Genomic DNA, 24,010 nt, shown 5'->3' on the forward strand with positions numbered 1-24,010 from the left:
GCTATTTTGGATTAATCTCCTATACTTGTTTTTGTACCTCTAGATAGTTTAGGGTCATCTCCTCCTGCAATAACTTGTAATTGTTTTCTTGAAAGAGCTATGAAGTTTTTCAGGCTTGATGTTTTTGCCGTGTTTGGCGTTTGGATTATTTTGTTTTTCATGGTATTTTATTTTTTGATTATAAAAATAAAAATAGACAAAAAAATAAGACGAGAGTAAAAAAAATATAAGATAATTTAGATAAAAATAAGTTTTATGTTTTGAAAAACAATAGATTACTTTTTTTAGATGGATAGATGATTTGGCTTTTAAATAATAAAAGACAAATTAATATTAATTTCTTGTATTTGCTAGAGAGAAAGATAGACTTGAGAGCAGTTTAGGTATAGGAGATTTTTAAGCAATTGTTTTCGGGAAGCTCAATATCATTTTAGTTCCCTTGTTAATCTCACTTTCTATAACTAAAGTACCGCTATTTTTTTTGATCATTTGTTTGCACAACTGCAATCCTAAACCCGTTCCTATAATTTCTGAGTTGCTTTTTTTAGCTAAAAGTTCTCCTTCTTGTAGTAGCTCTTTAATAGTGTTTTCGCTCATTCCAATTCCGTTATCTTCGATTATAAGATCGCAAAAATCAGGATTGGTTTCCTGAGTGTAAAAACTGATTTTACCGTTTTCATTAGAAAATTTAATAGCATTATCTAATAAATTTCGAAGTACAATTTTTAAAGAATCAAGATCTACAAAAATAAAAATATTTTTCGATACCGAATTCTCAAAAGTAATGGCTTTGTCCAGTAGCAAAGGTTTGTAGTTGTATTCGATTTGCTGTACAATAGAATACAAATGAATAGATTCCTTATGAAAGTACAATTGTTTGGTTTGTAGCATCGCCCAATGCAGTAAGTTATCTAATAAACTGTAAGCGCCATTGGCGATAGTACTATTTTGGATGATAAGCTGATGTAGCTCATCATAATTTTTAGTTTCGAGTGTAGCAGATAATTTAGCATTGCTCGTTTTTAATGCATTTACTGATGAACGTAAATCATGGCTAACGATAGAAAATAACTGATCTTTAGTTGCATTAAGTTCATCGAGTTTATTTTTTTGAAGTAAAATAGTTTTTGCATTTTTTACTTTTTGACCGTATAAGTAAACTCCTCCGGTTAAAATTAATAATAAGCCTATTGCGGCAAAAAACAAACTGTTACGTTGCGTATCTTTTAACTTGTTTTCGACTTCTAATACTTTAATTTGTTTTTGTTTTTGAGCGACAGCAAATTTTTTCTCAAAATCAGCGACCGCCCATATTTTGTTTTGATTGTTTAGAGAATCTTTCCATTTTTCGGATTCCTTTCTATAAACAAGAGCTTTTTTGAAATCGCCTCTATTTTCTTCTACAATAGCCATGTTGAAGGTGGTATTTTCTTTTAACTTGAAATCTTTTATATTTTTAGATAAGTTATATGCTTTTTCAAAATAGTGTATAGCTTGTTGGTCTTTATATTGTAGATAATAGAGATTTGCAATGTTTATATTGGATTGAATTACACTTTTTGTAATTTGCTTAGGATTTAAAAGAGCGTCTTTTTTTAAATAAAACTCTGCTTTATCAAATTGATTTAAATGCAAATAACATATTCCAATATTTGCATATAAATCAGCTATTTTACTTTCGTCTTTATGGTTTAGTATTTCTTTTTCTGCTTTTAGGTAGTGAATGGTAGCTTTTTCAAATTTTTTTTCATAATAAAACAAAACTCCAATACTATTATCTACTAAATAATAATATTGGAAAGATTTGTTTATTTGATTAAATTCAATTCGTGCTTGATTGTAAAGTCCTTTTTCAATTAGTGAATAGCCTCTAAAATAATGACAGTATTGTTTTGTTTCTAAATCAGTGTTAGTGTTTAATTGTTTCATTGAATATACCAATGTTGAATCCCACTCTTTTTTAAAAAAAAAGCTTTGTGCTTTTTTAAAATTAATGTCATTTTTTAATGAATTTGCTTTTTTTTCAATGGCAACTTCAAAATAATTCATTTTTTTTCCTTCTTGCGAGAAAATTAGCGAGGATGAACAAAGAAAAAGTAAAAGAAATTTATGTGCTTTTTGAATCATTGTTGGCATTTTATAAAAGTCAATGACATTTGATTTTATTAATGATTTTATGTTCTTAGATTGAATAACCGTCCAACATTTACCGCAGAATAATAAATAATCATCATTAAATGGTTTAAATCTTTAAATCAAGATAAATGCTTTTTTTGGGATTAAGTTGCTACACTTGTTTTTGTGCCTCTTGAAGTTGTAGGATCATCTCCTAATCCACCACCTACATTAGGAACGGTATATTGTAAGTAAGATATAACTTCTGTGATGTCTCCAACAGTATCAGAGGTATAATCTGTTTCTACGTAATAAACATCATAAGTATCCGGAGAGACTTTGTCCCATATATAGTCAAAGTAGATTGTGAAAGTACCATCTTTTTCTATTGCTGTATCCACTGTCGGTTTTTCTGATTCTACAGCATTGATATATAAAGTAGCACAGATTTTTAAGGTTTTTACTCCATTATTATCGTAGAAGTTTGCCGAAGCTAGAGGAGGAATAGGGAAAGTTAGATTTTGGGGATCTTTAAATTTAAAATCTTCGATGTTGATTTTTTTGTTTTGAACAACTTTTAATGTCATAATAGGGTTTTTAGGGTTAATACGTTTATTTTTGGTAGGCTAAAGATATTTTTTTTCTTTGAATAAAAGAGCGAAAAAGATATGTTTTTTTAGTTTAATTCCCGTTAAAAATGAAGTTCCTGAATTTTTTTGTGATTTTCAGTAATAGTACTGTTTTTCAATAAAATAAAAACCCTAATTCAATTTAAATGAATTAGGGTTTTCTATGGAAATCTTTAGCAGAATATGCATTAAAAAAAGAGATCAACTTGCGAATTTATCTTTTCAATATAATAATCAATCTTTCTGTTTGCTCTGTTAAAAAACAAATTTTGCTCTTTAATACCGGATTGTCCTAATGGTTTTGAGTTGCTAATTTGTTGCTTAAAAAACTGATGTACATTTTTGCAGCTGTCATCATTATCAGTAATAAAATAGCCAAGTAAGGTATAAGGCACAAACATGGTCAATTTCTCATTGGTTTCAATAAGCATATTGTTGTTGAGTAAGATCAATTCATTGTAATAAATGGCAAAATTGGTATTGGGTTTATTGCATTTTTCCTGTATTAAATTGATGATTCGTTTTAAGTCTTTGCAAAGTGCATTCGCACTTTTTAAATCCAGTAAACCAGCTTCGTAAAAATAAAGAATCTGTTGTAGACTGCTGTTTATAGTAGTGTCATTCCAGATTTCATTTACAAAAGTATTTTCATACGCTTTTTTTAGTTTTTGCATAAACTCGGTAAACGATTCTTCGATAATAAAATTCTCAAAAGGAACTTTTTTCTGATTAGAATTTAAGAGATTCAGCCATACAAAAGCTTTGAATTTTGACAGAATAGTTCCATCCATAAAATAAAACAGCGGAATATCTTTTGCTGAATAATACAATATCGTTTCAGGATTCTTTGTGAGTATCTCCACTTGTTCTGCCGAAGATTTAAAGTACTGAAGCATATCTTTTAAAGTCTCGATTTCGATAGTTTTCTCTACAATAACTTTTTCTTTTTTCGAAAAGAGATTGTCTAACGAAATATTAAAATGATTGGCAAGTTTAATGGCTTCATCGATAGAGAATTTACTTTTTTGAGATATTCTTCGGTGTGAAGCATCATAACTAATTTCTAAAATAGACGCTATTTCATCTATCAAAGAAACTGAAGCAGAAACTTTAAGTCGAATGGCTTTTAATAAGGATTCCTGATATTTCATAATTTGCGATAATCACAAATGTATAAAATAATTTTATTGATTTATGCAAATTCAGATGTGATAATTGCAATAAGTTTGATCTGTAATTTTAAAATATAATTATTATGAAAGCTAAGTATTTCAGTAAATCAGAAGAAGAAAAGATGTTTTTTTCTGCTTTAAAACAAAGAGTGCATGAAAAACTTAAAAGTAAAACTATTTCTTATGGAGATGCCAGATTTTGGTTTAAAGGTTTGTTTTGGACTTTGATTTGCTATTTGTCCTATTCTTTACTTTTTTTAGATACTATCGGAAAAGTGAATTTTTGGATTTTGTATGTCGTTTTTCAATTATCGGGATTGTTAATAGGGTTTAGTTTTGGTCACGATGCTTCTCATAATACGGCATTCAGAAATAAAAAGGCAAATTCAGTTTTACATTTTTTTAGTTTCCTTACCGTTGGAATTGATCCGTTGCTTTGGGGGTTAAGACATATTCGATCCCATCATTTATATGCAAATGTAGAGGGAAGTGACATCGATATCGATAAAAATCCTTTTCTGAGATTGAGTCCAACTCATCAGTGGAAACCTAAGCATAAATATCAGGCTTATTATGCGCCGTTTGTTTATATGTTTACACTGTTACATTCTGTTTTTATGAGCGATTGGGTGTATTTGTTTTCAAATGAATACGATTGGATGAAGAGAGGAGTTGCTAAGGTTGATTTGTATTTTCGATTTATATTGTATAAAATATTTTATTTTTCGTTGGTTCTGGTGCTGCCATTATTATATGCTAACTTTTCATGGACTTTTATCGTTTTGACTTATGTTACTGCGAGTGCTTTTACATCTTTGGTTTTTATTATTATGCTTGTGGGAACGCACTTTTTTGACGGTGCCGATTATCCTCAGCCGGAAGGGGAGTTTCTTGAACATACCTGGGCTGTACATCAGCTTCATACGAGTTGCGATTGGGACGCCAATAAAGGCTGGGCGAGATTTTTGAGCGGTGGTTCAAATTGTCATGCGGCCCATCATCTTTTTCCGAATATTTGCCATACCAATTATAGCGAGATAAATGCAATAATTGAAGAAACTACAAAAGAATACAAACAGCCCTATCATCATAAAACACTATTTGAAATGATGCTTTCGCATTTTGTTCATTTGCATAAAATGGGTAAAGTATAACCAGGATATGATTTATTGTTAGTGCATAAAAAACGAAAAACCCCAATTCAACTAAATGAATTGGGGTTTTCTATGAATAAACCTTTAGTAAACTAAGATCTGATTACTCTTTTTTCTCCTCACGTGGAGGTCTTGGTAAAAGTGCTTTTCTTGACACTTTTTCTTTTCTTGTTTTAGGATCAAGTCCTAAGTATTTAACCTGGAATACATCTCCCATGTTTACTACATCAGTAACATTTTCTGTACGTTCCCAAGCTAATTCAGATACGTGAAGTAAAACTTCGTTTCCTGGTGCAGCAGTATATTCTACCACAGCTCCAAAATCAAGCATTTTAATTACTTTAACTTCATAAGCTTCGCCCATTTGAGGTTTGAAAGTAATAGATTGAATTTTAGCTAATACTGCTTCAATTCCTGCAGGATCTGTACCTAAGATTTCGATAACACCTTGCTCATCAACTTCGTTGATTACAATAGTTGTTCCTGTAGCTTTTTGTAATTCCTGAATTACTTTTCCACCAGGTCCAATTAATGCTCCAATAAAGTTTCCAGGAATAGTTCTGGTGATGATTTTTGGAGAATGTGCTTTAACGTCTGCTCTTGGAGCAGCAATAGTTTCAGTTAATTTTCCTAAAATATGTAAACGTCCTTCACGTGCTTGCCCTAAAGCCTGCTCCATAATGTCGTAACGTAAACCATCAATTTTAATGTCCATTTGACAAGCTGTAATACCGTCAGCAGTTCCGGTTACTTTAAAGTCCATATCTCCTAAGTGATCTTCATCACCTAAAATGTCTGACAATACAGCAAATTTCTCACCATCAGTAATCAATCCCATAGCAATTCCAGAAACTGGTTTTACCATTTGAACTCCAGCATCCATCAAAGCCATTGTTCCTGCGCAAACTGTTGCCATAGAAGAAGAACCGTTAGATTCTAAAACTTCAGAAACAATACGAATTGTGTAAGGACAATCAACAGGAATCATGTTTTTCAAAGCTCTTTGAGCTAAGTTACCGTGACCAACTTCTCTTCTTGAAGTTCCTCTTAGTGGTTTTGCTTCACCAGTAGAGAAAGGAGGGAAGTTATAGTGTAAGTAGAATTTCTCTTCACCTTGTTCAGATGGAGAATCAATTTGATTTGCTTCTCTTGAAGTTCCTAAAGTTACTGTAGCTAATGCCTGAGTTTCTCCACGTGTAAATAAAGAAGAACCGTGAACTCTTGGTAAATAATCAGTTTCACACCAGATTGGTCTGATGTCTGTAGTTTTTCTACCATCTAAACGAATACCTAATTCTAATACTACATTACGAACAGCTTCTTTGTTTGTTTTGTAGAAATATTTAGAAACTAAATCTCCGTCAGCAGCTAATTCTTCTTCAGTAAATAAAGCTTTTACTTCTTCTTTTACTTCAGCAAATGAAGCTGTTCTTTCGTGCTTAGCCGATCCAACTTTTGCAATAGCATAAATTTTATCGTAAGCTGCAGCTTTTACTTTTTTGTAAATTTCTTCGTTTTCTTTCTCACCTTCGTAAGTACGAGTTTCTTTTTTACCAAAAGCAGCTTGTAAACGTAATTGAGCCTGAATCTGAACTTTTATAGCTTCGTGAGCAAATTTGATAGCTTCTACCATTTCTGCTTCTGAGATTTCTTTCATTTCTCCTTCAACCATTGCAACTGAGTCCATAGAAGCTCCAATCATCATGTCGATGTCAGATTTTGCTAAGTCTTCTCTGCTTGGGTTAATTACAAACTTACCGTCGATACGTGCAACACGTACTTCAGAAATTAAGTTGTAAAAAGGAATATCTGAAACAGCTAATGCAGCAGATGCAGCTAAACCAGCTAAAGCATCAGGCATAACAGTTTCGTCATGAGACATTAATTGAATCATAACTTGTGTTTCAGCGTGGTAATCGTCTGGGAAAAGCGGACGTAAAACACGGTCTACTAATCTCATTGTTAATACTTCGCTATCGCTAGGGCGAGCTTCTCTCTTAAAGAAACCACCTGGAAAACGACCAGCTGCTGCAAATTTTTCGCGGTAATCTACCGTTAATGGTAAAAAGTCTACCGCTGGGTTAGCGCTACGTGCAGATACTGCTGTTGCAAGTATCATCGTGTCGCCCATTCTTACTACTACCGAACCGTCAGCTTGTTTTGCTAAACGACCCGTCTCGATTGTGATGCTTCTGCCATCACCTAAATCGATCTTTTCTACAAATAATTGTGGAATCATAATTTTTCCTTATTGGTTATACAATGGGTTTTAGTTGTGTTGTAGTTGTTGTGTGTAGTTGTTGTTTATTCTAAAACCCAATGAAAAACCAAACTTTTTTTCTTATAAAATGCTTGTAATTAAATACAATCTGTAAAAACAAAAAGAGGCACTTTCGCACCTCTTTTCTATATTGATTATTTTCTGATATTCAATACTTTGATAATCTCACGATATCTGTTGATCTCTTTCTTTTTCAAGTAATCAAGCAACGATCTTCTTTTACCTACTAATAGTACTAATGAACGCTCAGTATTATAATCATGACGATTTTTTTTCAAGTGCTCAGTCAAGTGACTAATTCTGTAAGTAAACAATGCGATTTGAGCTTCAGCTTTTCCAGTGTTTGTTGCTTCACCGTGTTGTGCGAAAATCTCTTCTTTTTTCTCTTTAGTTAAATACATTCCAATATTATTTAATGATTTTTATGTATGTCGTACATCTTTTGTAAGACGGGTGCAAAATTAGAACTTTTTTTTGGAAAAACGAATTTTATTGCCCATTTTTTGTAATTGTGATAGGTAAAGAGTAATTAACTCTTAAAGGAATGCCTCTTCGAATACCCGGATTCCAATTTTTAGCATTTTTTATGGCCTCGATTGCAATTTCGTCTATCCCATAACCAATTCCTTTTAAAATCTTAGGTTCAATTAATCTTCCGTCTTTGTCTACAACAAAAGTCATGTATATTTTTCCATAGGCTTTATTTCTTGCTTCTACGGGTATATAAATTGAGTTTTTCATATAACTATAAAAGGAGTTTATGCCTTTTTTAGGAGTAGGGCGCTGTTCGGCAACAGTATATGGATGTTCAATATTCAAAGAATCTAGCGTTATTCCTGAAACGAGTTTGCCGTCTTTGTGATTTTCTGTGAAGCTATATTGTGATTTTAGATATTTTCCTTTCCAAATTCCGTCTCGCAGACCATCTTTTACTCTTCCTGCTTCTTCTATATATTCATCTTTATAGTCGAGATCTCCATTGCCTGAAATTATTTTTTGTTCCTTTTGATCGTTCCAGTAATTATTCAGCTTATAATTTGTTTCGTTGTTTTTATCGGTATAATACTCTAGTTCAGATTTTATATTTCCGTTTTCGTACCAGTTAAATTCTTTTCCTGTTTTTTTATTGTTCAAATAATTAACGGTTGATTTTTTATTGCCGTTTTCATAATAGTAAACAAATTGGCCTTCACGTTTGATAATGTCTTTGTCTGTTGTAGAGCCAATCATCTTTAAAGCCTTAGATTTATAATATTCTTTCAGGATATAAGTTTTTTTATCTGAAAAATAATCTTCAACAATTCTGATGTATTTATAATTGTCTTCTGTACTTTCGACCCAGGCAGAGTCGAGGTAAACTATTTTGCCTACCGGCGTTGCTGTTTGAGAAAACAATTTTGTTGAAATTATACAGAAAATAAAAACGCGTAAAATTAGTTTCATAAATTGGTTTAAAAGTAAAGCTGCACGAATGTATTATTTTTAGTACAATTTCGCAACTTCTTGATTTACAAATTCTAAAAAGCGTTCGTCAGCTTCCGTAAAAGGATCTATAACGTGACTGTCGATATCAATTTGACCAATATTTTGTCCGTTTACAAACAAAGGAACTACGATTTCTGACTTTACCGTAAAACTACAGGCGATATAATTGTCCTGAGCTGCAACATCCGGCACTACAAAATTGGCATTGCTTTCAGCTACTTGTCCGCAAATTCCTTTTCCAAAAGGGATCACGGTATGATCTGTTTCTGCTCCTACGTAAGGGCCTAAATGCAAAGTTTTGGCTTCGTGATTGGCGAAATAAAAACCAACCCAGTTATAGTATTCTATATTTGCGTTTAAAAGCTGGCAAATATTTAATAATTTTTCGTCTCTAAGAGTATTAGTATCAGCGACAATAGCGCTTATTTTTGGTTGTAATTCCTGAAATGTCATGATGTGAAAATTTTATGCAAAAGTATTTAAAGCTAATCTCAAAAAATACATAAATTTGAAAAAAATTTCAGTTGAAAAAATATCTAACACAATTTAAGCCTTTCTTAGTTTTTATTAGCACTTTTTTTGCTGCATACATTATTGTGACACTACTTTATAAATTCTATCTCAACACTTTTGAAACAAATGATGTTGACGGAATAACAAATGTTGTTGGTAAAAATGTGGAGCAATTAATGGACTTGTTTAATTGTGATATTAAAATTCATAAAAGTATTGCGAATTCCTGGTTAGAGGTTTGGTACAATAAAAAATATCTTGTTCGAATTGTCGAAGGTTGTAATGCTGTAAGCGTTATTATTTTGTTTGTTGCTTTTGTGCTTGCTTTTTCAGGAAAACTTAAAACAACACTACTTTATATCGTATTTGGTATTTTGTTTATTTACATTCTTAATGTTGTTCGAATCGCTTTATTGGTTGTTCTGTTGTTTTATTTTCCGCAGTATAATCATTTTTTACATGGTACTTTCTTTCCGCTGATTATTTATGGTGCAGTTTTTATTTTGTGGATTATTTGGGTAAACAAATTTTCAAAATATGCTAAATAAATTACTCGAACATAAGACTAAAATTCTAATTGCAATTTTCATTATATTCTGTTTTGGGATGATACGGGCTTTTGAGAGTAAGTTGTTTTATGATCCTTTTTTGGTTTATTTTGAATCTGATTTTAAAAATGCTCCTTTCCCTCAACTTGATTCTCTTAAGCTTTTTTGGGGACTTTTGTTGCGTTATTTATTAAACGCTGTTTTGTCGCTAATTCTTATTTATACATTGTTTCAGGAAGTTGATATTTTGAAGTTTAGCATCTTTTTGTATGCATTTTTTTTGATACTGCTTTTGGGGATGTTCGTGATAATAATTAATTATTTTCAGGAATGGAACTGGCTGCTTTTTTATGTAAGAAGATTTATTATTCAGCCCATATTTGTGTTGTTGTTTATACCTGCATTTTATTATCAGCAACAAAATCTTAAAAAATAACATTTCATTAGATCTTTTTTTAACTCTTTTTTGGTAGTTTTGCATCATGAATTTAAAAAAGTGCACAGGATTATTTTTAGCGTTCCTATTGTTGGTTTCCAACATTGGGTTTGCTTTTGATGTGCATTATTGTGGTGGCGAAATTGCTTCCGTTTCATTAAATACTTCGGTTACTGCATCACCAGAAAAGAAATGTTGTGGTGCGTCTGAAAAAAAATCTTCTTGTTGTAAAGACAAAGTAGTTCATTTTGAGAAAAAATCTGATAATGCAACTATTAAGTTTTTCTTTTTTCAGTTCGCTTTTCCAGCAGTAATTCAGGAGTTTAAACCAGTTGCTTTTTTATCAATTCCAAATTTCAAAAGCAATCAGATCTTTTCGTATTATTCTGATGCGAATGCGCCCCCTTTATTTAAGCTGTACAGCCAATATATTTTTTATTCCTGATTTTAATGTTTAGAATCAAGCCTTTTATGGTTTGAACTATGCTGTTTTTTATTTAGAAAAAATTTCTACAAAACAGCTTTTTCTAATTACATTAAAATCTTTTTTATGAAAAAAAATATCATGCTTTTGGGTATGATTTTACTTTCTGTTGCAGCTTTTTCGCAAGAAGATCTGGATGAAGTAAAAATCACCAAGAAGCAAAAAGGAATTAAAAAGTCCTATACGCTTACTTCTAATACAAGTGTTATTACAAGCAAAGAATTACTAAAAGCAGCTTGCTGTAATCTGGCAGAAAGTTTCGAAACCAATCCATCTATCGATGTCAATTTCTCTGATGCGTTAACAGGAACAAAGCAAATAAAAATGATGGGCTTAACAAGTCCGTATTTAATGATTACCGAAGAGAATATTCCTTCGGTTCGTGGGGCTTCTCAGGCTTACGGATTGTCGTTTACGCCCGGAACCTGGATCGAAAGTGTACAAATTACCAAAGGTGCCGGAAGTGTTATAAATGGTTACGAAAGTATTTCAGGTCAAATAAATACAGAACTTTTAAAACCTCTAAGCGATATTCCGTTCTTTTTGAATGTTTACGGTTCTACCGATGCGCGTTTTGAGGTGAATACTCATTTTAATAGAAAATTGTCTGACAAGTGGGCGACAAGTTTGTTTGTGCACGGAAATGCGCGTGTTGCAAAGAACGACATGAATGATGACGGATTTTTGGATAATCCGCTGGGGAAACAAATCAATGTTCTAAACCGTTATCAATATTATAATCCCGAAAGTGGTTTGGTTAGTTTTATTAATTTCAGGTATATGAATGATAAAAAGCAAACCGGAGAAGTTGATTTCGATAAAGACAGAGATCGCGGAACAACAAATCATTGGGGATCAGAAATCAATACAGAACGTTTTGATGTTTCTACCAAGATTGGTTATGTTTTTAAAGATATGCCTTATCAAAGTATTGGTTTTCAGAATGCTTTTAACAGTCATAACCAAAATTCTTATTTTGGTTTGAATTTGTATGATATTAAGCAGAATAGTTTTTATTCGAATTTAATTTTCAATTCGATTATAAACAATACGATGCATAAGTTCTCAACCGGTTTAAATTTTACTTATGATCAGTATCAGGAATTCGTAAATGTAAATGATTACAGCAGAATTGATAATTCGGTAGGGGCATTCTTTGAATATACTTATGATAATACCGATAATTTTAGTCTTATTTTAGGAGGCAGGGTAGATAATCATAATCGTTTGGGATTTTTTGTAACACCTCGTTTGCATGTGAGATACAATCCATGGAAAGATGGTGTAATTCGTTTCTCTGCAGGAAGAGGAAAACGTTCTGCGAATATTTTTGCTGAGAATCAACAGCTTTTTGCTAGTTCAAGAACGTTCTCGATTTTAGATACAAACGGAAAAATTTATGGTTTGAACCCGGAAATTGCCTGGAATTACGGAGTGAGTTTTTCACAGAAGTTCAAAATTTTCAATAAAAATGCCGAAGCGGGATTTGATTTCTATCGTACCGATTTTCAAAATCAGGCTGTTGTAGATTTGATGCAAAGTCCGCAAGAAGTTTCTTTTTATAATTTAAGAGGAAGTTCTTTTGCTAATAGCTTGCAGGTTGAGTTTAACTATGAATTAATTCATAATTTTAATCTTAGAACAGCATACAAATATTATGACATCCAAACAGATTATTTAACAGGTACTTTTCAGCGTCCGTTGCAGGCCAAGCATCGTTTTTTAGGAAATCTGGAATACGAAACAAACTTAAATGATGGTAAACAGTGGAAGTTTGATTATACTTTTAACTGGTCAGGAAAGCAGCAATTGCCTTACACGGCATCGAATCCTGTTCAAGATCAGTTTCCTGATTTTTCGCCTTCGTATGCAGTTATGAATGTTCAGGTTACAAGAGTTGTTTCTCCAGTTCTGGAAGTGTATGTAGGCGGTGAAAATATAGGTAATTATAAACAACAAAAAGCGATTTTAGGTTCTGAAGATCCATTTGGACCTAATTTTGATGCTTCTATTGCATATGCTCCAATTTTTGGACAAATGTATTATGCCGGATTACGATTTAAAATAAAATAAATTCAATATCAATTTCAAAAAACAATTTCAAAAAAACAATTTTAATAACAGATAAATAATAAACAATATGAAAAATTTAATTTTAATTGCAATGATTACTTTTTTAGGATTTTCGGCTCAGGCTCAAACTAAAAAAAATAAGAATTTAAAATATACTACAGAGGTAAACGGTAATTGTGAGCAATGTAAAAAACGAATCGAAAAAGCAGCTTTTGCTGTTCCCGGCGTTAAGTCAGCAACCTGGGATATTAGTTCACATCAGCTTGCCGTAATTTTAAATGAAGAAAAGTCATCTCCTGAAGATTTGAATAAAGCAATTGCTAAAGTAGGGCATGATACTAAGGATGTTAAAGCAACAGATGCAGATTATGAAAATTTGCATTCTTGCTGTAAGTATGTAAGAGAATAATTATCTTACCGGCCCAAGTGTAAACTTGGGCTTTTAAATAGTTAATTTATCTTTAAAATATAGCAATTTATTGGTGTTGAAGCAAATTATTGTTAATTTCACGAACTTATAAATATAACCAAACGCATTTATGAATAATTTTGATTGGAGTCAATTAATTAACCCTGAATTTTATATTACATTAAGCATCGGAGGTGTTCAAATTGGTTTATTTATTGTCTTGTTTATAGTTTTTGCTGAAACAGGACTTTTCGCAGGTTTCTTCCTTCCGGGAGATAGTTTACTTTTCTTGGCGGGTATTTACAGCCGCGACTTAATGCTAAATGTAGTTGATATTCCGGCTGACTTTATAAATGTATTTGTACTTTCAACTCTTGTTGCTATAATGGGGGTTTTAGGAAATATGACAGGATATTGGTTTGGGGCCAAAAGTGGATATTATTTGTTTAAAAAAGAAGATTCATTTTGGTTTAAGAAAAAATACCTTTTGCAATCTAAAGATTTCTTCGAAAAGTACGGTGGAAAAGCTATTATCTATGCGCGTTTTCTTCCAATATTCAGAACATTTGCACCAATCATTGCAGGTATTGTTTCTATGGATAAAAAGAAATTCATGTTCTATAATGTACTTAGTTCTTTCTTATGGTCGTTTATCCTGATTTTTGCAGGGCATTATTTGTACGGAGTGTTCTTGAAACAAGGAATTGATTTAAAACACCATATTGAATATATCATCATTATAATTGTTATCATCTCCACGTTCCCGGTTTTAGTAAAGCTTTTAAAGAAAAGACCAAGCGAAAAGATATAATTAAAATATACAATACAAAAAAGTCCGAAGTTCTGAACTTCGGACTTTTTTTATGCCTGAATATGATTTTTTAAACATTGCCGACATTTAACGTTGGGACTGATAAGTACTTTGTTATGATTTTTTGTAATCGAAGGTTAAAACCTTGGGCAATGATAAATATTCTTTGTTTAATAGAAGTTGTTATATCTTTTAAGTTAAGAATCTATAAGGGCTAATAGGTACAACTTGACTTAAAAATGCTTAAGAGATTTCTGTTTGAGAATCTGGATGTTAAGTTGCAATTGGAATTTGGAATTTTTTACATTTGGAATTTGTCTCAAAAGACTACCATTCATTTACTTTATTGGCATCCATTTTTAAGAAGATAAACAGTAAAATCGTGAATCCCCAAAGTCCGGAACCTCCATAAGAAAAGAAAGGAAGAGGAACCCCAATAGTTGGAAAAATCCCGATAACCATTGCAATGTTTACAAAAAAGTGTGTAAACAAAATCCCGGCAACACAATAACCATAAACTCTGCTGAATTTTGTTTTTTGTCTTTCGGCCAAATAAATTACTCTTAGTAATAAACCAACAAAAAGCGCAATAACAACAATTGAACCGGCAAAACCCCATTCTTCACCAACAGTCGTAAAAATGTAATCTGTATGTTGCTCAGGAACGAATCCTCCTTTGGTTTGTGTTCCTTCCAGGAAACCTTTTCCAATCCAACCTCCGGATCCAATAGCAATTTCTGATTGGTTGGTGTTATAACCAATACCTTTCATGTCGACAGTTTTACCTAATAATATATTAAAACGGTCACGGTGGTGCTGTTTAAAAATATTATCAAAAACATAATCTACAGATAATACAAAAGCCGAGATAACAGCGAGTAAAATAGCACTTAAAATAATATTTCTGTCAACAGCCCTGCCTTTAAAATGTATAATAATTAATACTCCCAAAGCAATTAAAATAACGGCATAAGGTTCTAAAACAAGCGTTAAAACGAATAATAAAATAGTAATAAAGCCAGTCCATACATACCATGATGGTAATCCTTCTCTGTATAAAACAACAATGAAAATACTGTAAATTAAAGCACTCCCGGGATCAGGCTGCGGTAAAATCAATAATACAGGCAAAAATACAATAGCTAAAGCTTGTACTTGTCTGTTTACCTCTTTCAGGTTAATCTGTGTATCACTTAAATATTTTGCTAATGCCAATGCTGTAGCGGCTTTTGCAAACTCAGAAGGTTGTATTGTAAAGCTTCCTATTGCGTACCAACATCTTTGACCGGCAATAGTTTTTCCAAAAAGAAATAAACCGGCTAATGAAAGTAATGAAACTCCAAAAATAATACTGGCATATTTTTCATAAAATTTCCCGTCAACAAAAAGTACAATAAAAATCAAAGGAATTGTACAGCCAATAAAAATTAACTGCTTTTGATAAGTTCCGTCCGTAGATAATAATGAAGAGGAATAAATGTTTAGCCACCCCAATATTACCAACGCAGTGTAAATAAAAACACTTATCCAGTCAATGTTATTTTTTATACTTTGGTTTTTCATTTGAAATAATTGTATTAATTTTCTTGGGTGGTGTCTAAAGGTATTTTTTTAACTTCTACTTTTGGCAGCTTTGCCATTTTTGCTCTCATGACAGAGTCTTTCGGAGTAGTTTCAATAGCGCTCGCTGCAGTCATTCCTCCTAATTTTGCATATTCGCTTACAAGACTTTTGTTTAATACCCTAATTTCTAAATCAGTCCTTGTAATTTTCTTTCTGAGGTATTTTTCTATCATCAAACTTGCAATTGGTCCGGCAACTGCAGCACCAAAACCTCCGTTTTCAATCATAATTGCGATTGCAATTTTAGGATTGTCTTTAGGGGCAAAGGCTACGAATATCGAGTGATCCTTAAGCTGTGTTCTTTTTCCGTTTATTTTAGCAAAATTCTCCGCTGTACCGGTTTTTCCACAAATATCAATACCTTCAACTCTTAATGCACGCGCAGTACCAAGGTTGTAAACATCAAACAAACCGCTGATAACCGGAGGGAAATATTTCTGATCAATCGTAGTAACGTGTTTTGTGGTAAACTTAGCATCAATTTTTTTGCCCTCAATTTTTTTAATGATGTGAGGTGTATAATAATAACCTTGATTCGCTACAGTAGCCATCATATTCGCTAACTGAATAGGTGTCATTAAAACCTCTCCCTGACCAATAGCATTCGATACAATTGTGGTGCTTCGCCATCCTCCGTTAGGATATATTTTTTTGTACGTTTTAGATGTTGGTACATTTCCTCTTTTACCGGTTGGTAAATCGTAACCCATAAACTGACCTAGTCCAAAACTTTTTACGTGATCACTCCAAACATCTACAGCTTTAGCCGGATTTGCATATTTATTTATAGTTAGCATATAAGTCTGTGCGAAATAAGTATTACATGAATTGTAAATACCATTATGTAACTGTTGGTTTGGTGCGTGACTATGACATTTCATAAAACGACCTCTTCCATAACTGAATCCATTATGACAAAAAAACGTCGTGTTTTCGTTTATTACCTGTTCCTGTAAGCCAATTAAACCTGTTAAAATTTTAAATGGAGAACCTGGAGGGTACTCGGCAAGAAGTCCTCTGTCGTATAAAGGTTTTGCTATAGAATCGTGATATAAAAGGGTATAATTTTTAGAGCGTTGTCTTCCTACCAAGATACCCGGATCATAAGAGGGTGCAGTAACTAATGCTAAAATTTCTCCTGATTTAGGTTCGATAGCAACAATTCCTCCTCTTTTATTAATCATTAATTCTTCTCCGTACTTTTGAAGTTCAGCATCAATAGTCAGATTAATGTCTTCTCCGGCAACAGCGATAGTGTCGTATTTGCCTTCTTTATAAGAACCAATTTCTCTATTGTATTTGTCTTTCTGGATGTATTTTACACCTTTTATTCCGCGTAAAACTTCTTCGTAGCTTTCTTCAACACCTTGTCTTCCAATTAAGTCACCGCTATTGTAATAAGGGTTTTTAGCAATTAATTTTTCATTTACCTGTAGAATAGAGCCAAAAATATTGGCGCCATAATCTACTTCATAATCACGAAGAGAACGTTTCTGGAAATAAAAACCTTCATATTTTCTGATCTTTTCCTGAAAAGCAGCAAATTCAGATTTGTTTAATTGCGGTAAAAATACAGACGGTAATCTTGGGCTGTAAACTTTGGCTTTTGCAATTCTCTTATCGTAATCTTCTTTGGTAATATTTAATAATGTGCAGAACTCGCTAACATTTAAATTCTCCTTAATTTCTCTCGGAATAACCATGATGTCGTAAGAAGCCTGATTGGCAACTAATAATTTTCCGTTCCTATCATAGATATATCCTCTTTCGGGATAGTCGTACTGTTTCTTTATTGCGTTATTTTCTGATTTTAATTTAAAGGAATCGTCTATAATTTGCAAATAAAATACCCTCATCACAAGCAAAGATGCTGCGATAATAATTAAAGAGGGCAGCAGGACTTTTCTCATCGTTTAGTGGGCTTAATAAGGTAAATTATTATAATTGAAGTGATTATTGTAAATATAGAACTAAATAAAGTTCGAAGCAAAATGTCCCAAATAAATTTAAACTGAAATGCTTCTAGTATAAATAATACAATATGATGTAGTACAACAGAAACTAGGATAAATGAAAATCGTTCAGGAGTTAATGAATCGTTTAGTTTGATGGTTTGGTATTCGTAACTTAATCCAAATGAGAACTTAAAAATATAAGGTCTGTAATAGGCTAGAATTACGCAGGCTGTAGCATGAATCCCGCCCGAATTACAAAACATATCCATGGTTAGTCCAAGTAAAAAGCTGGAGAAAATTAATCCTGCCTTGTTGCCGTTTACCGGATACAAAATAATGTATAGGATGTATGGGAAGGGACTTATGTACCCTAAAAAATTCATATTATTGAAAATAACAACTTGAATTGTTAGTAACATAATAAAACGAAGAATATTGACTAACAAAGCGCTATTCATTTTTTTTCTTGTTTTCTAAATTAATAAGTTCCTCTCTGTCCCTGCTCTTAATAATATAAACGTGTCCTAAGTTTGTCATATCATTAAAGAGTTTAACGTTTATGACATAAGAACTGGTGTTGGCTTTGGTTGAAATTTTATCGACAGTACCAATGTTAATTCCTTCAGGAAAAATTACAGATTGGCCACCTGTTACAATTGTATCCCCTTTTCTAATAGAAGCTAATCTTGGAACATCTTCTAACTGAACAAATCCAGTGCTTTTTCCGTCCCAGGTTAGAGAACCAAAATGATTCGATTTTTTTAGTTTTGCATTAATATGTGATCTCATATTCAAAATACTTACTACCGTAGAGTATCTTGGAGAAGTGTTATCAATTATGCCAATAATTCCTAAGCTATTGATTACTCCCATATCTGGCTTGATTCCGTCATTTGTTCCGGAATTTAACGTGATAAAATTCTCATGCGTATTGTATGAGTTATGAATTACTTTTGAAACGATAATATCTGCAGGTTTTACGCCTTTTATAGTATCTGGTAGAGGAAGTTTTGTAGTGTCTTCTTTATTAAATAGTAGGCTTTTTAATCTTGCATTTTCAAGTACGAGTTCTTCGTTTTCGGTTCTTAAATTCAAATATTCATTGATGTGATTTATTTTTTCATAAACACCTCCGCTTAAAAAATTAGCAGAACTAATTACTTTACTTCTATGATAAGAATGCGACTGAATTGTGAGAGCCAACGAAATACCTAAAAGCAGCAAAAACAGCAATCGATTACTGTTTCTTATAATAAAATTAAAAATTTGCTGCATTTCTTGTTTGGTTATTTTGTTTCAGGATATGCTTTTAAGTTTCAAATTTTATAAGAGTCAAATTCAATTAATTTAACTCTTATAAAATATATTTATTGTTTGTTGGATCTTATTTAATTAAGATGCTTTTAAATTTTGCAATGTTTTTAAGTGCCATTCCAGTTCCACGAACTACAGCTCTTAAAGGGTCTTCAGCAATATAAACAGGTAAATCTGTTTTTTGCGAAATACGTTTGTCAAGACCTCTTAACATAGATCCACCACCGGCAAGATAAATACCAGTATTGTAAATATCTGCAGCTAATTCAGGAGGAGTTTGAGATAATGTTTCCATTACAGCATCTTCAATACGTTGAATCGATTTGTCTAATGCTTTTGCAATTTCTCTATAAGAAACATCAACCTGTTTTGGTTTACCGGTAAGTAAATCTCTACCTTGAACTGACATGTCTTCAGGAGGGCCATCTAAATCTTCGATAGCAGCTCCAATTTGAATTTTTATTTTTTCAGCTGTACTTTCTCCAACAAAAAGGTTGTGTTGAGTACGCATATAATAAACGATATCATTTGTAAAAACGTCACCTGCAATTTTTACAGATTTGTCGCATACAATACCACCTAATGCAATAACGGCAATTTCTGTAGTACCACCTCCAATATCAACAATCATGTTTCCTTTTGGCTGCATAATATCGATACCAATACCAATTGCTGCTGCCATCGGCTCATGAATTAGGTAAACTTCTTTTCCGTTTACTCTTTCACAAGATTCTTTTACAGCTCTCATTTCAACTTCGGTAATACCAGACGGAATACATACTACCATTCTTAAGGCTGGAGTAAACATTCTTTTTTTCAATGCCGGAATACTTTTGATGAACATGTTGATCATCTTTTCCGAAGCATCAAAATCGGCAATAACACCATCCTTCAAAGGCCTTATGGTTTTGATATTTTCATGCGTTTTACCTTGCATCATATTGGCTTCCTTACCAACAGCAATGATTTTGCCTGATATTCTATCACGTGCAACGATTGACGGACTATCAATAACGACTTTATCATTATGTATGATTAAAGTGTTTGCGGTACCAAGGTCTATCGCAATATCCTCGGTCATGAAATCAAAAAATCCCATAAGTTTTTTAGGGGTTTAAAATGTTATAAATTATTTTGAACAAAGTTAAACAAATTAATGTTTAAAATGACGTGTTCCTGTAAATACCATTGCAAGATTATTTTCGTTGCAATAATTTATGCTTAATTCGTCTTTTATTGAACCTCCAGGCTGAATTACAGCTGTTATTCCTGCTTTTTTAGCTAATTCTACACAATCCGGAAACGGGAAAAACGCATCACTTGCCATAGAAGCACCGGTTAAATCAAATCCAAAAGCTTTAGCTTTATCTACAGCTTGTACCAAAGCATCAACTCTTGATGTCTGGCCAGTTCCTGAAGAAATTAATGTTCCGTTTTTTGCAAAAACAATCGTGTTTGATTTTGTGTTTTTACAAATTTTTGAAGCAAATATCAAGTCTTCTATTTCCTGAGCGGTTGGCTCAGTAATGGTAACGGTTTTTAAATGCTCTTTAGTATCTGTAATATTATTTCTGTCCTGAATTAACAAACCGTTAAGACATGTTCTCACTTGTCTTGAAGGTAGTTCAACTTCGTTCTGAACTAATATAATTCTGTTTTTCTTTTCTTGTAAAACTGCAATTGCGTCATCATCATAACTTGGGGCAATTACTACTTCACAAAATAATTTATTGATTTCCTGTGCTGTAGCCAAATCAATTTTAGTATTTGCAATCAAAACGCCGCCAAAAGCCGATGTTGGGTCGCAAGCCAAAGCTGCTAAATAAGCTTCGCTGATAGTTTTTCTTGAAGCTAAACCACAAGCATTATTATGTTTTAAAATAGCAAATGTTGGTCCGTCAGTTTTAAATTCATTAATTAAATTTACTGCAGCATCAACATCTAATAAATTATTATAAGATAATTCTTTTCCGTGCACTTTTTTGAACATTGCGTCAAAATCTCCAAAAAAGAAACCTTTTTGATGTGGATTTTCTCCATATCTTAAAACCTGACCGCCTTCGATACTTTCTTTGTAAATAGTTTCGTCAGTATTAAAATAATTAAAAATCGCGCCATCATAATGAGATGAAACGTGGAATGCTTTTGTAGCAAACAATCTTCTGTTTTCAAGAGTTGTTGCTCCGTTTTGCTCTGTAATTAAATCAAGAAGCAAACTATATTCGTTAACAGAAGCTACAATTACAGTATCCTTGAAATTTTTTGCACCGGCACGAATCAGTGAAATTCCGCCAATATCAATTTTTTCAATAATATCCTGCTCACTTGCACCAGAAGCAACAGTTTTTTCAAACGGATATAAATCAACAATAACCAGATCAATCTGCGGAATATCAAATTCCTTCATTTGCTGAACGTCACTTTCGTTATCCTGACGGTTTAAGATTCCACCAAAAATTTTCGGGTGTAAAGTTTTCACTCTTCCACCAAGAATTTCCGGGAATGAAGTAATATCTTCAACAGGAACTACAGGAATTCCAAGGTTTTTTATAAAATCTTCAGTTCCTCCAGTCGAATAAAGTGTTACGTTTTGTTTATGTAATTTTCTAACGATTGGCTCTAGTCCATCTTTCGAAAAAACAGAAATTAATGCGGATTGTATTGTTTTAGTTGTGCTCATTGTGTAGTTATGATTTTCAGACTGCAAAAGTAGTTTTTTTAAATATTATTTTAAAGAAAATTAATGTAACATTATGCTAAAAAAATCTACTGATGAGTAAGTTAACTTTTATTAGGATTTTGATTTTAATTTATTGAATTTTACTTTTATGAAAAATACACGTATATGCTGGTTTATCTAAGGTTATTAAAAGAAAGTTTCCGCTTTGCCATAAACGCTTTGCGAAATAATAAATTGCGTACCTTATTGTCACTGTTGGGTGTTACGATTGGTATTTTTTCGATTATTGCTGTATTGGCAGCGGTAGATTCTTTAGATCGAAAGATTTCAAAAGACCTGAGCAGCTTAGATAAAAATACGATTTATTTAATGAAATACTGTTTCGGACCATCTGAAATTCCGCAATGGAAAAGAGAGCAGTTTCCAAATGTAAAATATGACGAATATATAAGTTTAAAAAATTCCCTTAATAACACAGATCAGGTCGCTTATCAGCTTTTTGTAAATCATGAAACTTTAAAATACGATTCAAAAACCGTTAGTGATGTTAATATAGTTCCTTCTTCTAGCGAAATGGTGGATATCGAAGGATTGAGTTTTGATAAAGGAAGATTTTACAATGAATCTGAATCAAATTCCGGAAGCGCCGTTATTGTTTTGGGATATGATATTGCCGAAGGACTTTTTGGAACAAGTGATCCTGTTGGAAAAAATATTCGTTTATACGGACAACGTTTTACCGTAATTGGTGTAATCAAGAAACAAGGTGCTGGTTTTTTTGGAGATAGTAATGATACATCGGTTTATTTACCAACGAATTTTTTACGCAGAATGTACGGTGATAATGATGCAATGACGCCGGTTATTGTTTTAAAACCTGTAAAAGGAGTAGACATGGAGGCGTATAAAGCCGAAGTTGCCCAAAAATTGCGAGCAATTCGCGGAATGAAAGCAGGCGAGTCTGATAATTTCTTTATAAATGTACTTTCGGGTTTTACTGATTTTGTAGATGGAATTCTGGGAAGTTTAAGATTTGGAGGAATATTTATTAGTTTCTTCTCTTTTCTGGTTGGAGGATTTGGAGTGGCAAATATTATGTTTGTTTCGGTAAAAGAGCGAACAAACTTAATAGGTATTCAAAAATCTTTAGGAGCAAAAAATCGTTTTATATTGTTTCAGTTTTTATTCGAAGCAGTTATACTTTGTTTAATAGGCGGAATGATTGGTTTATTGATTGTTTGGCTGATGTCGATGCTTTTAACCAATTTATTAGATTTTGAATTTGTGCTAAGTTTCTGGAATATAATTATTGGCGCGGGATTATCGATTTTGGTTGGTGTAATATCCGGAATTTTACCGGCAATTTCAGCAGCAAAATTAGATCCGGTTGAGGCAATTAGAACGGGAATGTAGTCTTAAGATTCTAAGATACTGTTGCTGGTTCTAAGGTTTTTTTTTTTTTTTGAAGGTTACAAAAAGTAAACATTGGAGTTGGTAATAAGGTTCCGAAGGAACTAATTATATTGTATAAATGGAATTATTCCGTTGAGTATAAAATTTATTCTTTTGAATAGCGTCCAGCTTTAGCTGGAGATTTAAATACAGATAAGAAATTAGGCTTTAGCCAAATATAATGTAGTAGTAAACTGCGAAAGGTTTCTAAAAAAAAATCCGAAGAAATATTCTTCGGATTTTTTTTAGTTCTTATTTGGGAACTTAATTTTAGTTCGATCCCATTTGATAGAATCAGAATAATAGTAATCACTATTGGTTTTGTATTTCAAGACAGTATCCTCTTCTTGAGTGGTTCTTCTGATTGCATAAGCCTGTAATTGATTTTTGTTTAGGAACTTGAAAAAGGATGTGTTTTTTATAGTGTCATTTTGAGACGCAATAATTAATATTCGTCTGTTTTTCTCTTTACTTAGAATATTTTCGGATAAAAAATCATCTAAACTAGTTTCAGGAATTTTAACAATGTCTTTTGGTTCTAGGTTAAGAAAATGCGGAAGTGTATCTTTTTCACTGCCGTAACTACAGAATTCGAGGAAATATCTTTTTTGATAAAAATAGAAACTTCCTTTTTTGTCAATTAATAACTGATGCTCTGCATAAAAACCTTTTCTTGGAGGAGGAGCAAATTTGTCCGTATGTTTTTTTGTGGAATCGTAATATTTTTCAATTTTTTCATCTTCATATGAGATGATATAGGTTTTGTCTTTCTCAATACTCTTTTCTTTTTTCTTAGTACAATTCAAAAGAAACAGACAAATTACAAAACCAATTAAAACTCTTTTCATAAAGTGAAGATTTAAAATAAAGATATAA

At 32.3% G+C, this 24,010-nt stretch carries 23 protein-coding genes; 8 read left to right on the plus strand and 15 right to left on the minus strand.

All coding sequences use genetic code 11. From position 1 onward, the window contains the following. Positions 1 to 11 precede the first annotated feature (11 nt). The 4 genes from LNP81_RS07965 to LNP81_RS07980 form a co-directional block, all read right to left on the minus strand. Positions 12 to 161 carry a hypothetical protein gene (locus LNP81_RS07965; RefSeq protein ID WP_230034837.1) on the minus strand — a complete coding sequence of 50 codons (150 nt, stop codon included), beginning with the start codon at positions 159 to 161 and terminating at the stop codon, positions 12 to 14. A gap of 235 nt (positions 162 to 396) precedes the next feature. After that, the gene (locus tag LNP81_RS07970) at positions 397 to 2,049 is read right to left on the minus strand and encodes a tetratricopeptide repeat-containing sensor histidine kinase (RefSeq protein WP_230034839.1); all 1,653 of its coding nucleotides are present in this window, start codon (positions 2,047 to 2,049) and stop codon (positions 397 to 399) included. A 230-nt stretch (positions 2,050 to 2,279) separates the two neighbouring features. Next, complete coding sequence (locus LNP81_RS07975; protein WP_230034841.1) at positions 2,280 to 2,702, minus strand: hypothetical protein; 423 nt, start codon at positions 2,700 to 2,702, stop codon at positions 2,280 to 2,282. A 230-nt stretch (positions 2,703 to 2,932) separates the two neighbouring features. After that, positions 2,933 to 3,895 (minus strand): hypothetical protein, encoded by a 963-nt coding sequence (locus tag LNP81_RS07980; RefSeq protein WP_230034843.1) that lies wholly within the window; start codon positions 3,893 to 3,895, stop codon positions 2,933 to 2,935. Positions 3,896 to 3,999: 104 nt separating this feature from the next. Between LNP81_RS07980 and LNP81_RS07985 the strand changes: the two genes are divergently transcribed. Then, positions 4,000 to 5,070: a fatty acid desaturase family protein gene (locus LNP81_RS07985; protein ID WP_230034845.1), complete on the plus strand. Its 1,071-nt coding sequence runs from the start codon at positions 4,000 to 4,002 to the stop codon at positions 5,068 to 5,070. A 103-nt stretch (positions 5,071 to 5,173) separates the two neighbouring features. Here the strand turns inward: LNP81_RS07985 and LNP81_RS07990 are convergent, their stop codons facing one another. From LNP81_RS07990 to LNP81_RS08005, 4 genes are all read right to left on the minus strand, one after another. Further along, positions 5,174 to 7,309: a polyribonucleotide nucleotidyltransferase gene (locus LNP81_RS07990; RefSeq protein WP_230034847.1), complete on the minus strand. Its 2,136-nt coding sequence runs from the start codon at positions 7,307 to 7,309 to the stop codon at positions 5,174 to 5,176. Between the two features lie 176 nt (positions 7,310 to 7,485). Next, complete coding sequence (gene rpsO / locus LNP81_RS07995) at positions 7,486 to 7,752, minus strand: 30S ribosomal protein S15 (RefSeq protein ID WP_041516556.1); 267 nt, start codon at positions 7,750 to 7,752, stop codon at positions 7,486 to 7,488. Positions 7,753 to 7,840: 88 nt separating this feature from the next. Beyond that, a complete protein-coding gene (locus LNP81_RS08000) occupies positions 7,841 to 8,794 on the minus strand; it encodes an energy transducer TonB (RefSeq protein WP_230034849.1) in 954 nt (317 codons plus the stop codon). Positions 8,795 to 8,833: 39 nt separating this feature from the next. Further along, positions 8,834 to 9,289, minus strand: coding sequence for a GAF domain-containing protein (locus tag LNP81_RS08005; RefSeq protein WP_230034851.1), 456 nt, complete (start codon positions 9,287 to 9,289; stop codon positions 8,834 to 8,836). 71 nt (positions 9,290 to 9,360) lie between these two features. Between LNP81_RS08005 and xrtF the strand changes: the two genes are divergently transcribed. From xrtF to LNP81_RS08035, 6 genes are all read left to right on the plus strand, one after another. After that, the gene (gene xrtF, locus LNP81_RS08010) at positions 9,361 to 9,897 is read left to right on the plus strand and encodes an exosortase family protein XrtF (RefSeq protein WP_230034853.1); all 537 of its coding nucleotides are present in this window, start codon (positions 9,361 to 9,363) and stop codon (positions 9,895 to 9,897) included. Beyond that, positions 9,887 to 10,333: an exosortase F system-associated membrane protein gene (locus tag LNP81_RS08015; protein WP_230034855.1), complete on the plus strand. Its 447-nt coding sequence runs from the start codon at positions 9,887 to 9,889 to the stop codon at positions 10,331 to 10,333. The genes xrtF and LNP81_RS08015 overlap by 11 nt, the downstream gene beginning before the upstream one ends. 46 nt (positions 10,334 to 10,379) lie before the next feature. Then, positions 10,380 to 10,778, plus strand: a complete 399-nt coding sequence (locus LNP81_RS08020) for an HYC_CC_PP family protein (protein WP_230034856.1) — start codon at positions 10,380 to 10,382, stop codon at positions 10,776 to 10,778. 105 nt (positions 10,779 to 10,883) lie between these two features. Next, positions 10,884 to 12,890: a TonB-dependent receptor plug domain-containing protein gene (locus LNP81_RS08025; RefSeq protein ID WP_230034858.1), complete on the plus strand. Its 2,007-nt coding sequence runs from the start codon at positions 10,884 to 10,886 to the stop codon at positions 12,888 to 12,890. A gap of 67 nt (positions 12,891 to 12,957) precedes the next feature. Continuing rightward, positions 12,958 to 13,299, plus strand: a complete 342-nt coding sequence (locus LNP81_RS08030; RefSeq protein WP_230034860.1) for a heavy-metal-associated domain-containing protein — start codon at positions 12,958 to 12,960, stop codon at positions 13,297 to 13,299. A 130-nt stretch (positions 13,300 to 13,429) separates the two neighbouring features. Next, positions 13,430 to 14,110 carry a DedA family protein gene (locus LNP81_RS08035; protein WP_065449250.1) on the plus strand — a complete coding sequence of 227 codons (681 nt, stop codon included), beginning with the start codon at positions 13,430 to 13,432 and terminating at the stop codon, positions 14,108 to 14,110. A gap of 327 nt (positions 14,111 to 14,437) precedes the next feature. Here the strand turns inward: LNP81_RS08035 and rodA are convergent, their stop codons facing one another. The 6 genes from rodA to purH form a co-directional block, all read right to left on the minus strand. After that, positions 14,438 to 15,673, minus strand: coding sequence for a rod shape-determining protein RodA (gene rodA / locus LNP81_RS08040; RefSeq protein ID WP_230034862.1), 1,236 nt, complete (start codon positions 15,671 to 15,673; stop codon positions 14,438 to 14,440). 14 nt (positions 15,674 to 15,687) lie between these two features. Further along, positions 15,688 to 17,643: a penicillin-binding protein 2 gene (gene mrdA, locus LNP81_RS08045; protein ID WP_230034864.1), complete on the minus strand. Its 1,956-nt coding sequence runs from the start codon at positions 17,641 to 17,643 to the stop codon at positions 15,688 to 15,690. Then, a complete protein-coding gene (locus LNP81_RS08050; protein WP_230034867.1) occupies positions 17,640 to 18,146 on the minus strand; it encodes a rod shape-determining protein MreD in 507 nt (168 codons plus the stop codon). The genes mrdA and LNP81_RS08050 overlap by 4 nt, the downstream gene beginning before the upstream one ends. After that, positions 18,139 to 18,963, minus strand: a complete 825-nt coding sequence (gene mreC, locus LNP81_RS08055; RefSeq protein ID WP_230034869.1) for a rod shape-determining protein MreC — start codon at positions 18,961 to 18,963, stop codon at positions 18,139 to 18,141. The genes LNP81_RS08050 and mreC overlap by 8 nt, the downstream gene beginning before the upstream one ends. Positions 18,964 to 19,072: 109 nt before the next feature. Further along, complete coding sequence (locus LNP81_RS08060; protein WP_007804822.1) at positions 19,073 to 20,101, minus strand: rod shape-determining protein; 1,029 nt, start codon at positions 20,099 to 20,101, stop codon at positions 19,073 to 19,075. Between the two features lie 54 nt (positions 20,102 to 20,155). Continuing rightward, positions 20,156 to 21,682 (minus strand): bifunctional phosphoribosylaminoimidazolecarboxamide formyltransferase/IMP cyclohydrolase, encoded by a 1,527-nt coding sequence (purH, locus tag LNP81_RS08065; protein WP_230034871.1) that lies wholly within the window; start codon positions 21,680 to 21,682, stop codon positions 20,156 to 20,158. 165 nt (positions 21,683 to 21,847) lie between these two features. Here purH and LNP81_RS08070 point away from each other — a divergent pair, with 165 nt between their 5' ends. Then, positions 21,848 to 23,095 carry an ABC transporter permease gene (locus LNP81_RS08070; protein ID WP_230034873.1) on the plus strand — a complete coding sequence of 416 codons (1,248 nt, stop codon included), beginning with the start codon at positions 21,848 to 21,850 and terminating at the stop codon, positions 23,093 to 23,095. A gap of 284 nt (positions 23,096 to 23,379) precedes the next feature. On the opposite strand, the gene LNP81_RS08075 is transcribed toward LNP81_RS08070, so the two are convergent. Continuing rightward, positions 23,380 to 23,982: a hypothetical protein gene (locus tag LNP81_RS08075; protein WP_230034875.1), complete on the minus strand. Its 603-nt coding sequence runs from the start codon at positions 23,980 to 23,982 to the stop codon at positions 23,380 to 23,382. Between the last annotated feature and the right edge of the window lie 28 nt (positions 23,983 to 24,010).

The organism is Flavobacterium piscisymbiosum (assembly GCF_020905295.1).
Lineage (GTDB): Bacteria > Bacteroidota > Bacteroidia > Flavobacteriales > Flavobacteriaceae > Flavobacterium > Flavobacterium piscisymbiosum.

What these genes read in the sequence shown, in the direction of transcription:
- LNP81_RS07965 (WP_230034837.1), bottom strand. Translation starts at nt 161, where the DNA reads ATGAAAAACAAAATAATCCAAACGCCAAACACGGCAAAAACATCAAGC.
- LNP81_RS07970 (WP_230034839.1), bottom strand. Translation starts at nt 2,049, where the DNA reads ATGAATTATTTTGAAGTTGCCATTGAAAAAAAAGCAAATTCATTAAAA.
- LNP81_RS07975 (WP_230034841.1), bottom strand. Translation starts at nt 2,702, where the DNA reads ATGACATTAAAAGTTGTTCAAAACAAAAAAATCAACATCGAAGATTTT.
- LNP81_RS07980 (WP_230034843.1), bottom strand. Translation starts at nt 3,895, where the DNA reads ATGAAATATCAGGAATCCTTATTAAAAGCCATTCGACTTAAAGTTTCT.
- LNP81_RS07985 (WP_230034845.1), top strand. Translation starts at nt 4,000, where the DNA reads ATGAAAGCTAAGTATTTCAGTAAATCAGAAGAAGAAAAGATGTTTTTT.
- LNP81_RS07990 (WP_230034847.1), bottom strand. Translation starts at nt 7,309, where the DNA reads ATGATTCCACAATTATTTGTAGAAAAGATCGATTTAGGTGATGGCAGA.
- rpsO (WP_041516556.1), bottom strand. Translation starts at nt 7,752, where the DNA reads ATGTATTTAACTAAAGAGAAAAAAGAAGAGATTTTCGCACAACACGGT.
- LNP81_RS08000 (WP_230034849.1), bottom strand. Translation starts at nt 8,794, where the DNA reads ATGAAACTAATTTTACGCGTTTTTATTTTCTGTATAATTTCAACAAAA.
- LNP81_RS08005 (WP_230034851.1), bottom strand. Translation starts at nt 9,289, where the DNA reads ATGACATTTCAGGAATTACAACCAAAAATAAGCGCTATTGTCGCTGAT.
- LNP81_RS08015 (WP_230034855.1), top strand. Translation starts at nt 9,887, where the DNA reads ATGCTAAATAAATTACTCGAACATAAGACTAAAATTCTAATTGCAATT.
- LNP81_RS08020 (WP_230034856.1), top strand. Translation starts at nt 10,380, where the DNA reads ATGAATTTAAAAAAGTGCACAGGATTATTTTTAGCGTTCCTATTGTTG.
- LNP81_RS08025 (WP_230034858.1), top strand. Translation starts at nt 10,884, where the DNA reads ATGAAAAAAAATATCATGCTTTTGGGTATGATTTTACTTTCTGTTGCA.
- LNP81_RS08030 (WP_230034860.1), top strand. Translation starts at nt 12,958, where the DNA reads ATGAAAAATTTAATTTTAATTGCAATGATTACTTTTTTAGGATTTTCG.
- LNP81_RS08035 (WP_065449250.1), top strand. Translation starts at nt 13,430, where the DNA reads ATGAATAATTTTGATTGGAGTCAATTAATTAACCCTGAATTTTATATT.
- rodA (WP_230034862.1), bottom strand. Translation starts at nt 15,673, where the DNA reads ATGAAAAACCAAAGTATAAAAAATAACATTGACTGGATAAGTGTTTTT.
- mrdA (WP_230034864.1), bottom strand. Translation starts at nt 17,643, where the DNA reads ATGAGAAAAGTCCTGCTGCCCTCTTTAATTATTATCGCAGCATCTTTG.
- LNP81_RS08050 (WP_230034867.1), bottom strand. Translation starts at nt 18,146, where the DNA reads ATGAATAGCGCTTTGTTAGTCAATATTCTTCGTTTTATTATGTTACTA.
- mreC (WP_230034869.1), bottom strand. Translation starts at nt 18,963, where the DNA reads ATGCAGCAAATTTTTAATTTTATTATAAGAAACAGTAATCGATTGCTG.
- LNP81_RS08060 (WP_007804822.1), bottom strand. Translation starts at nt 20,101, where the DNA reads ATGGGATTTTTTGATTTCATGACCGAGGATATTGCGATAGACCTTGGT.
- purH (WP_230034871.1), bottom strand. Translation starts at nt 21,682, where the DNA reads ATGAGCACAACTAAAACAATACAATCCGCATTAATTTCTGTTTTTTCG.
- LNP81_RS08070 (WP_230034873.1), top strand. Translation starts at nt 21,848, where the DNA reads ATGCTGGTTTATCTAAGGTTATTAAAAGAAAGTTTCCGCTTTGCCATA.
- LNP81_RS08075 (WP_230034875.1), bottom strand. Translation starts at nt 23,982, where the DNA reads ATGAAAAGAGTTTTAATTGGTTTTGTAATTTGTCTGTTTCTTTTGAAT.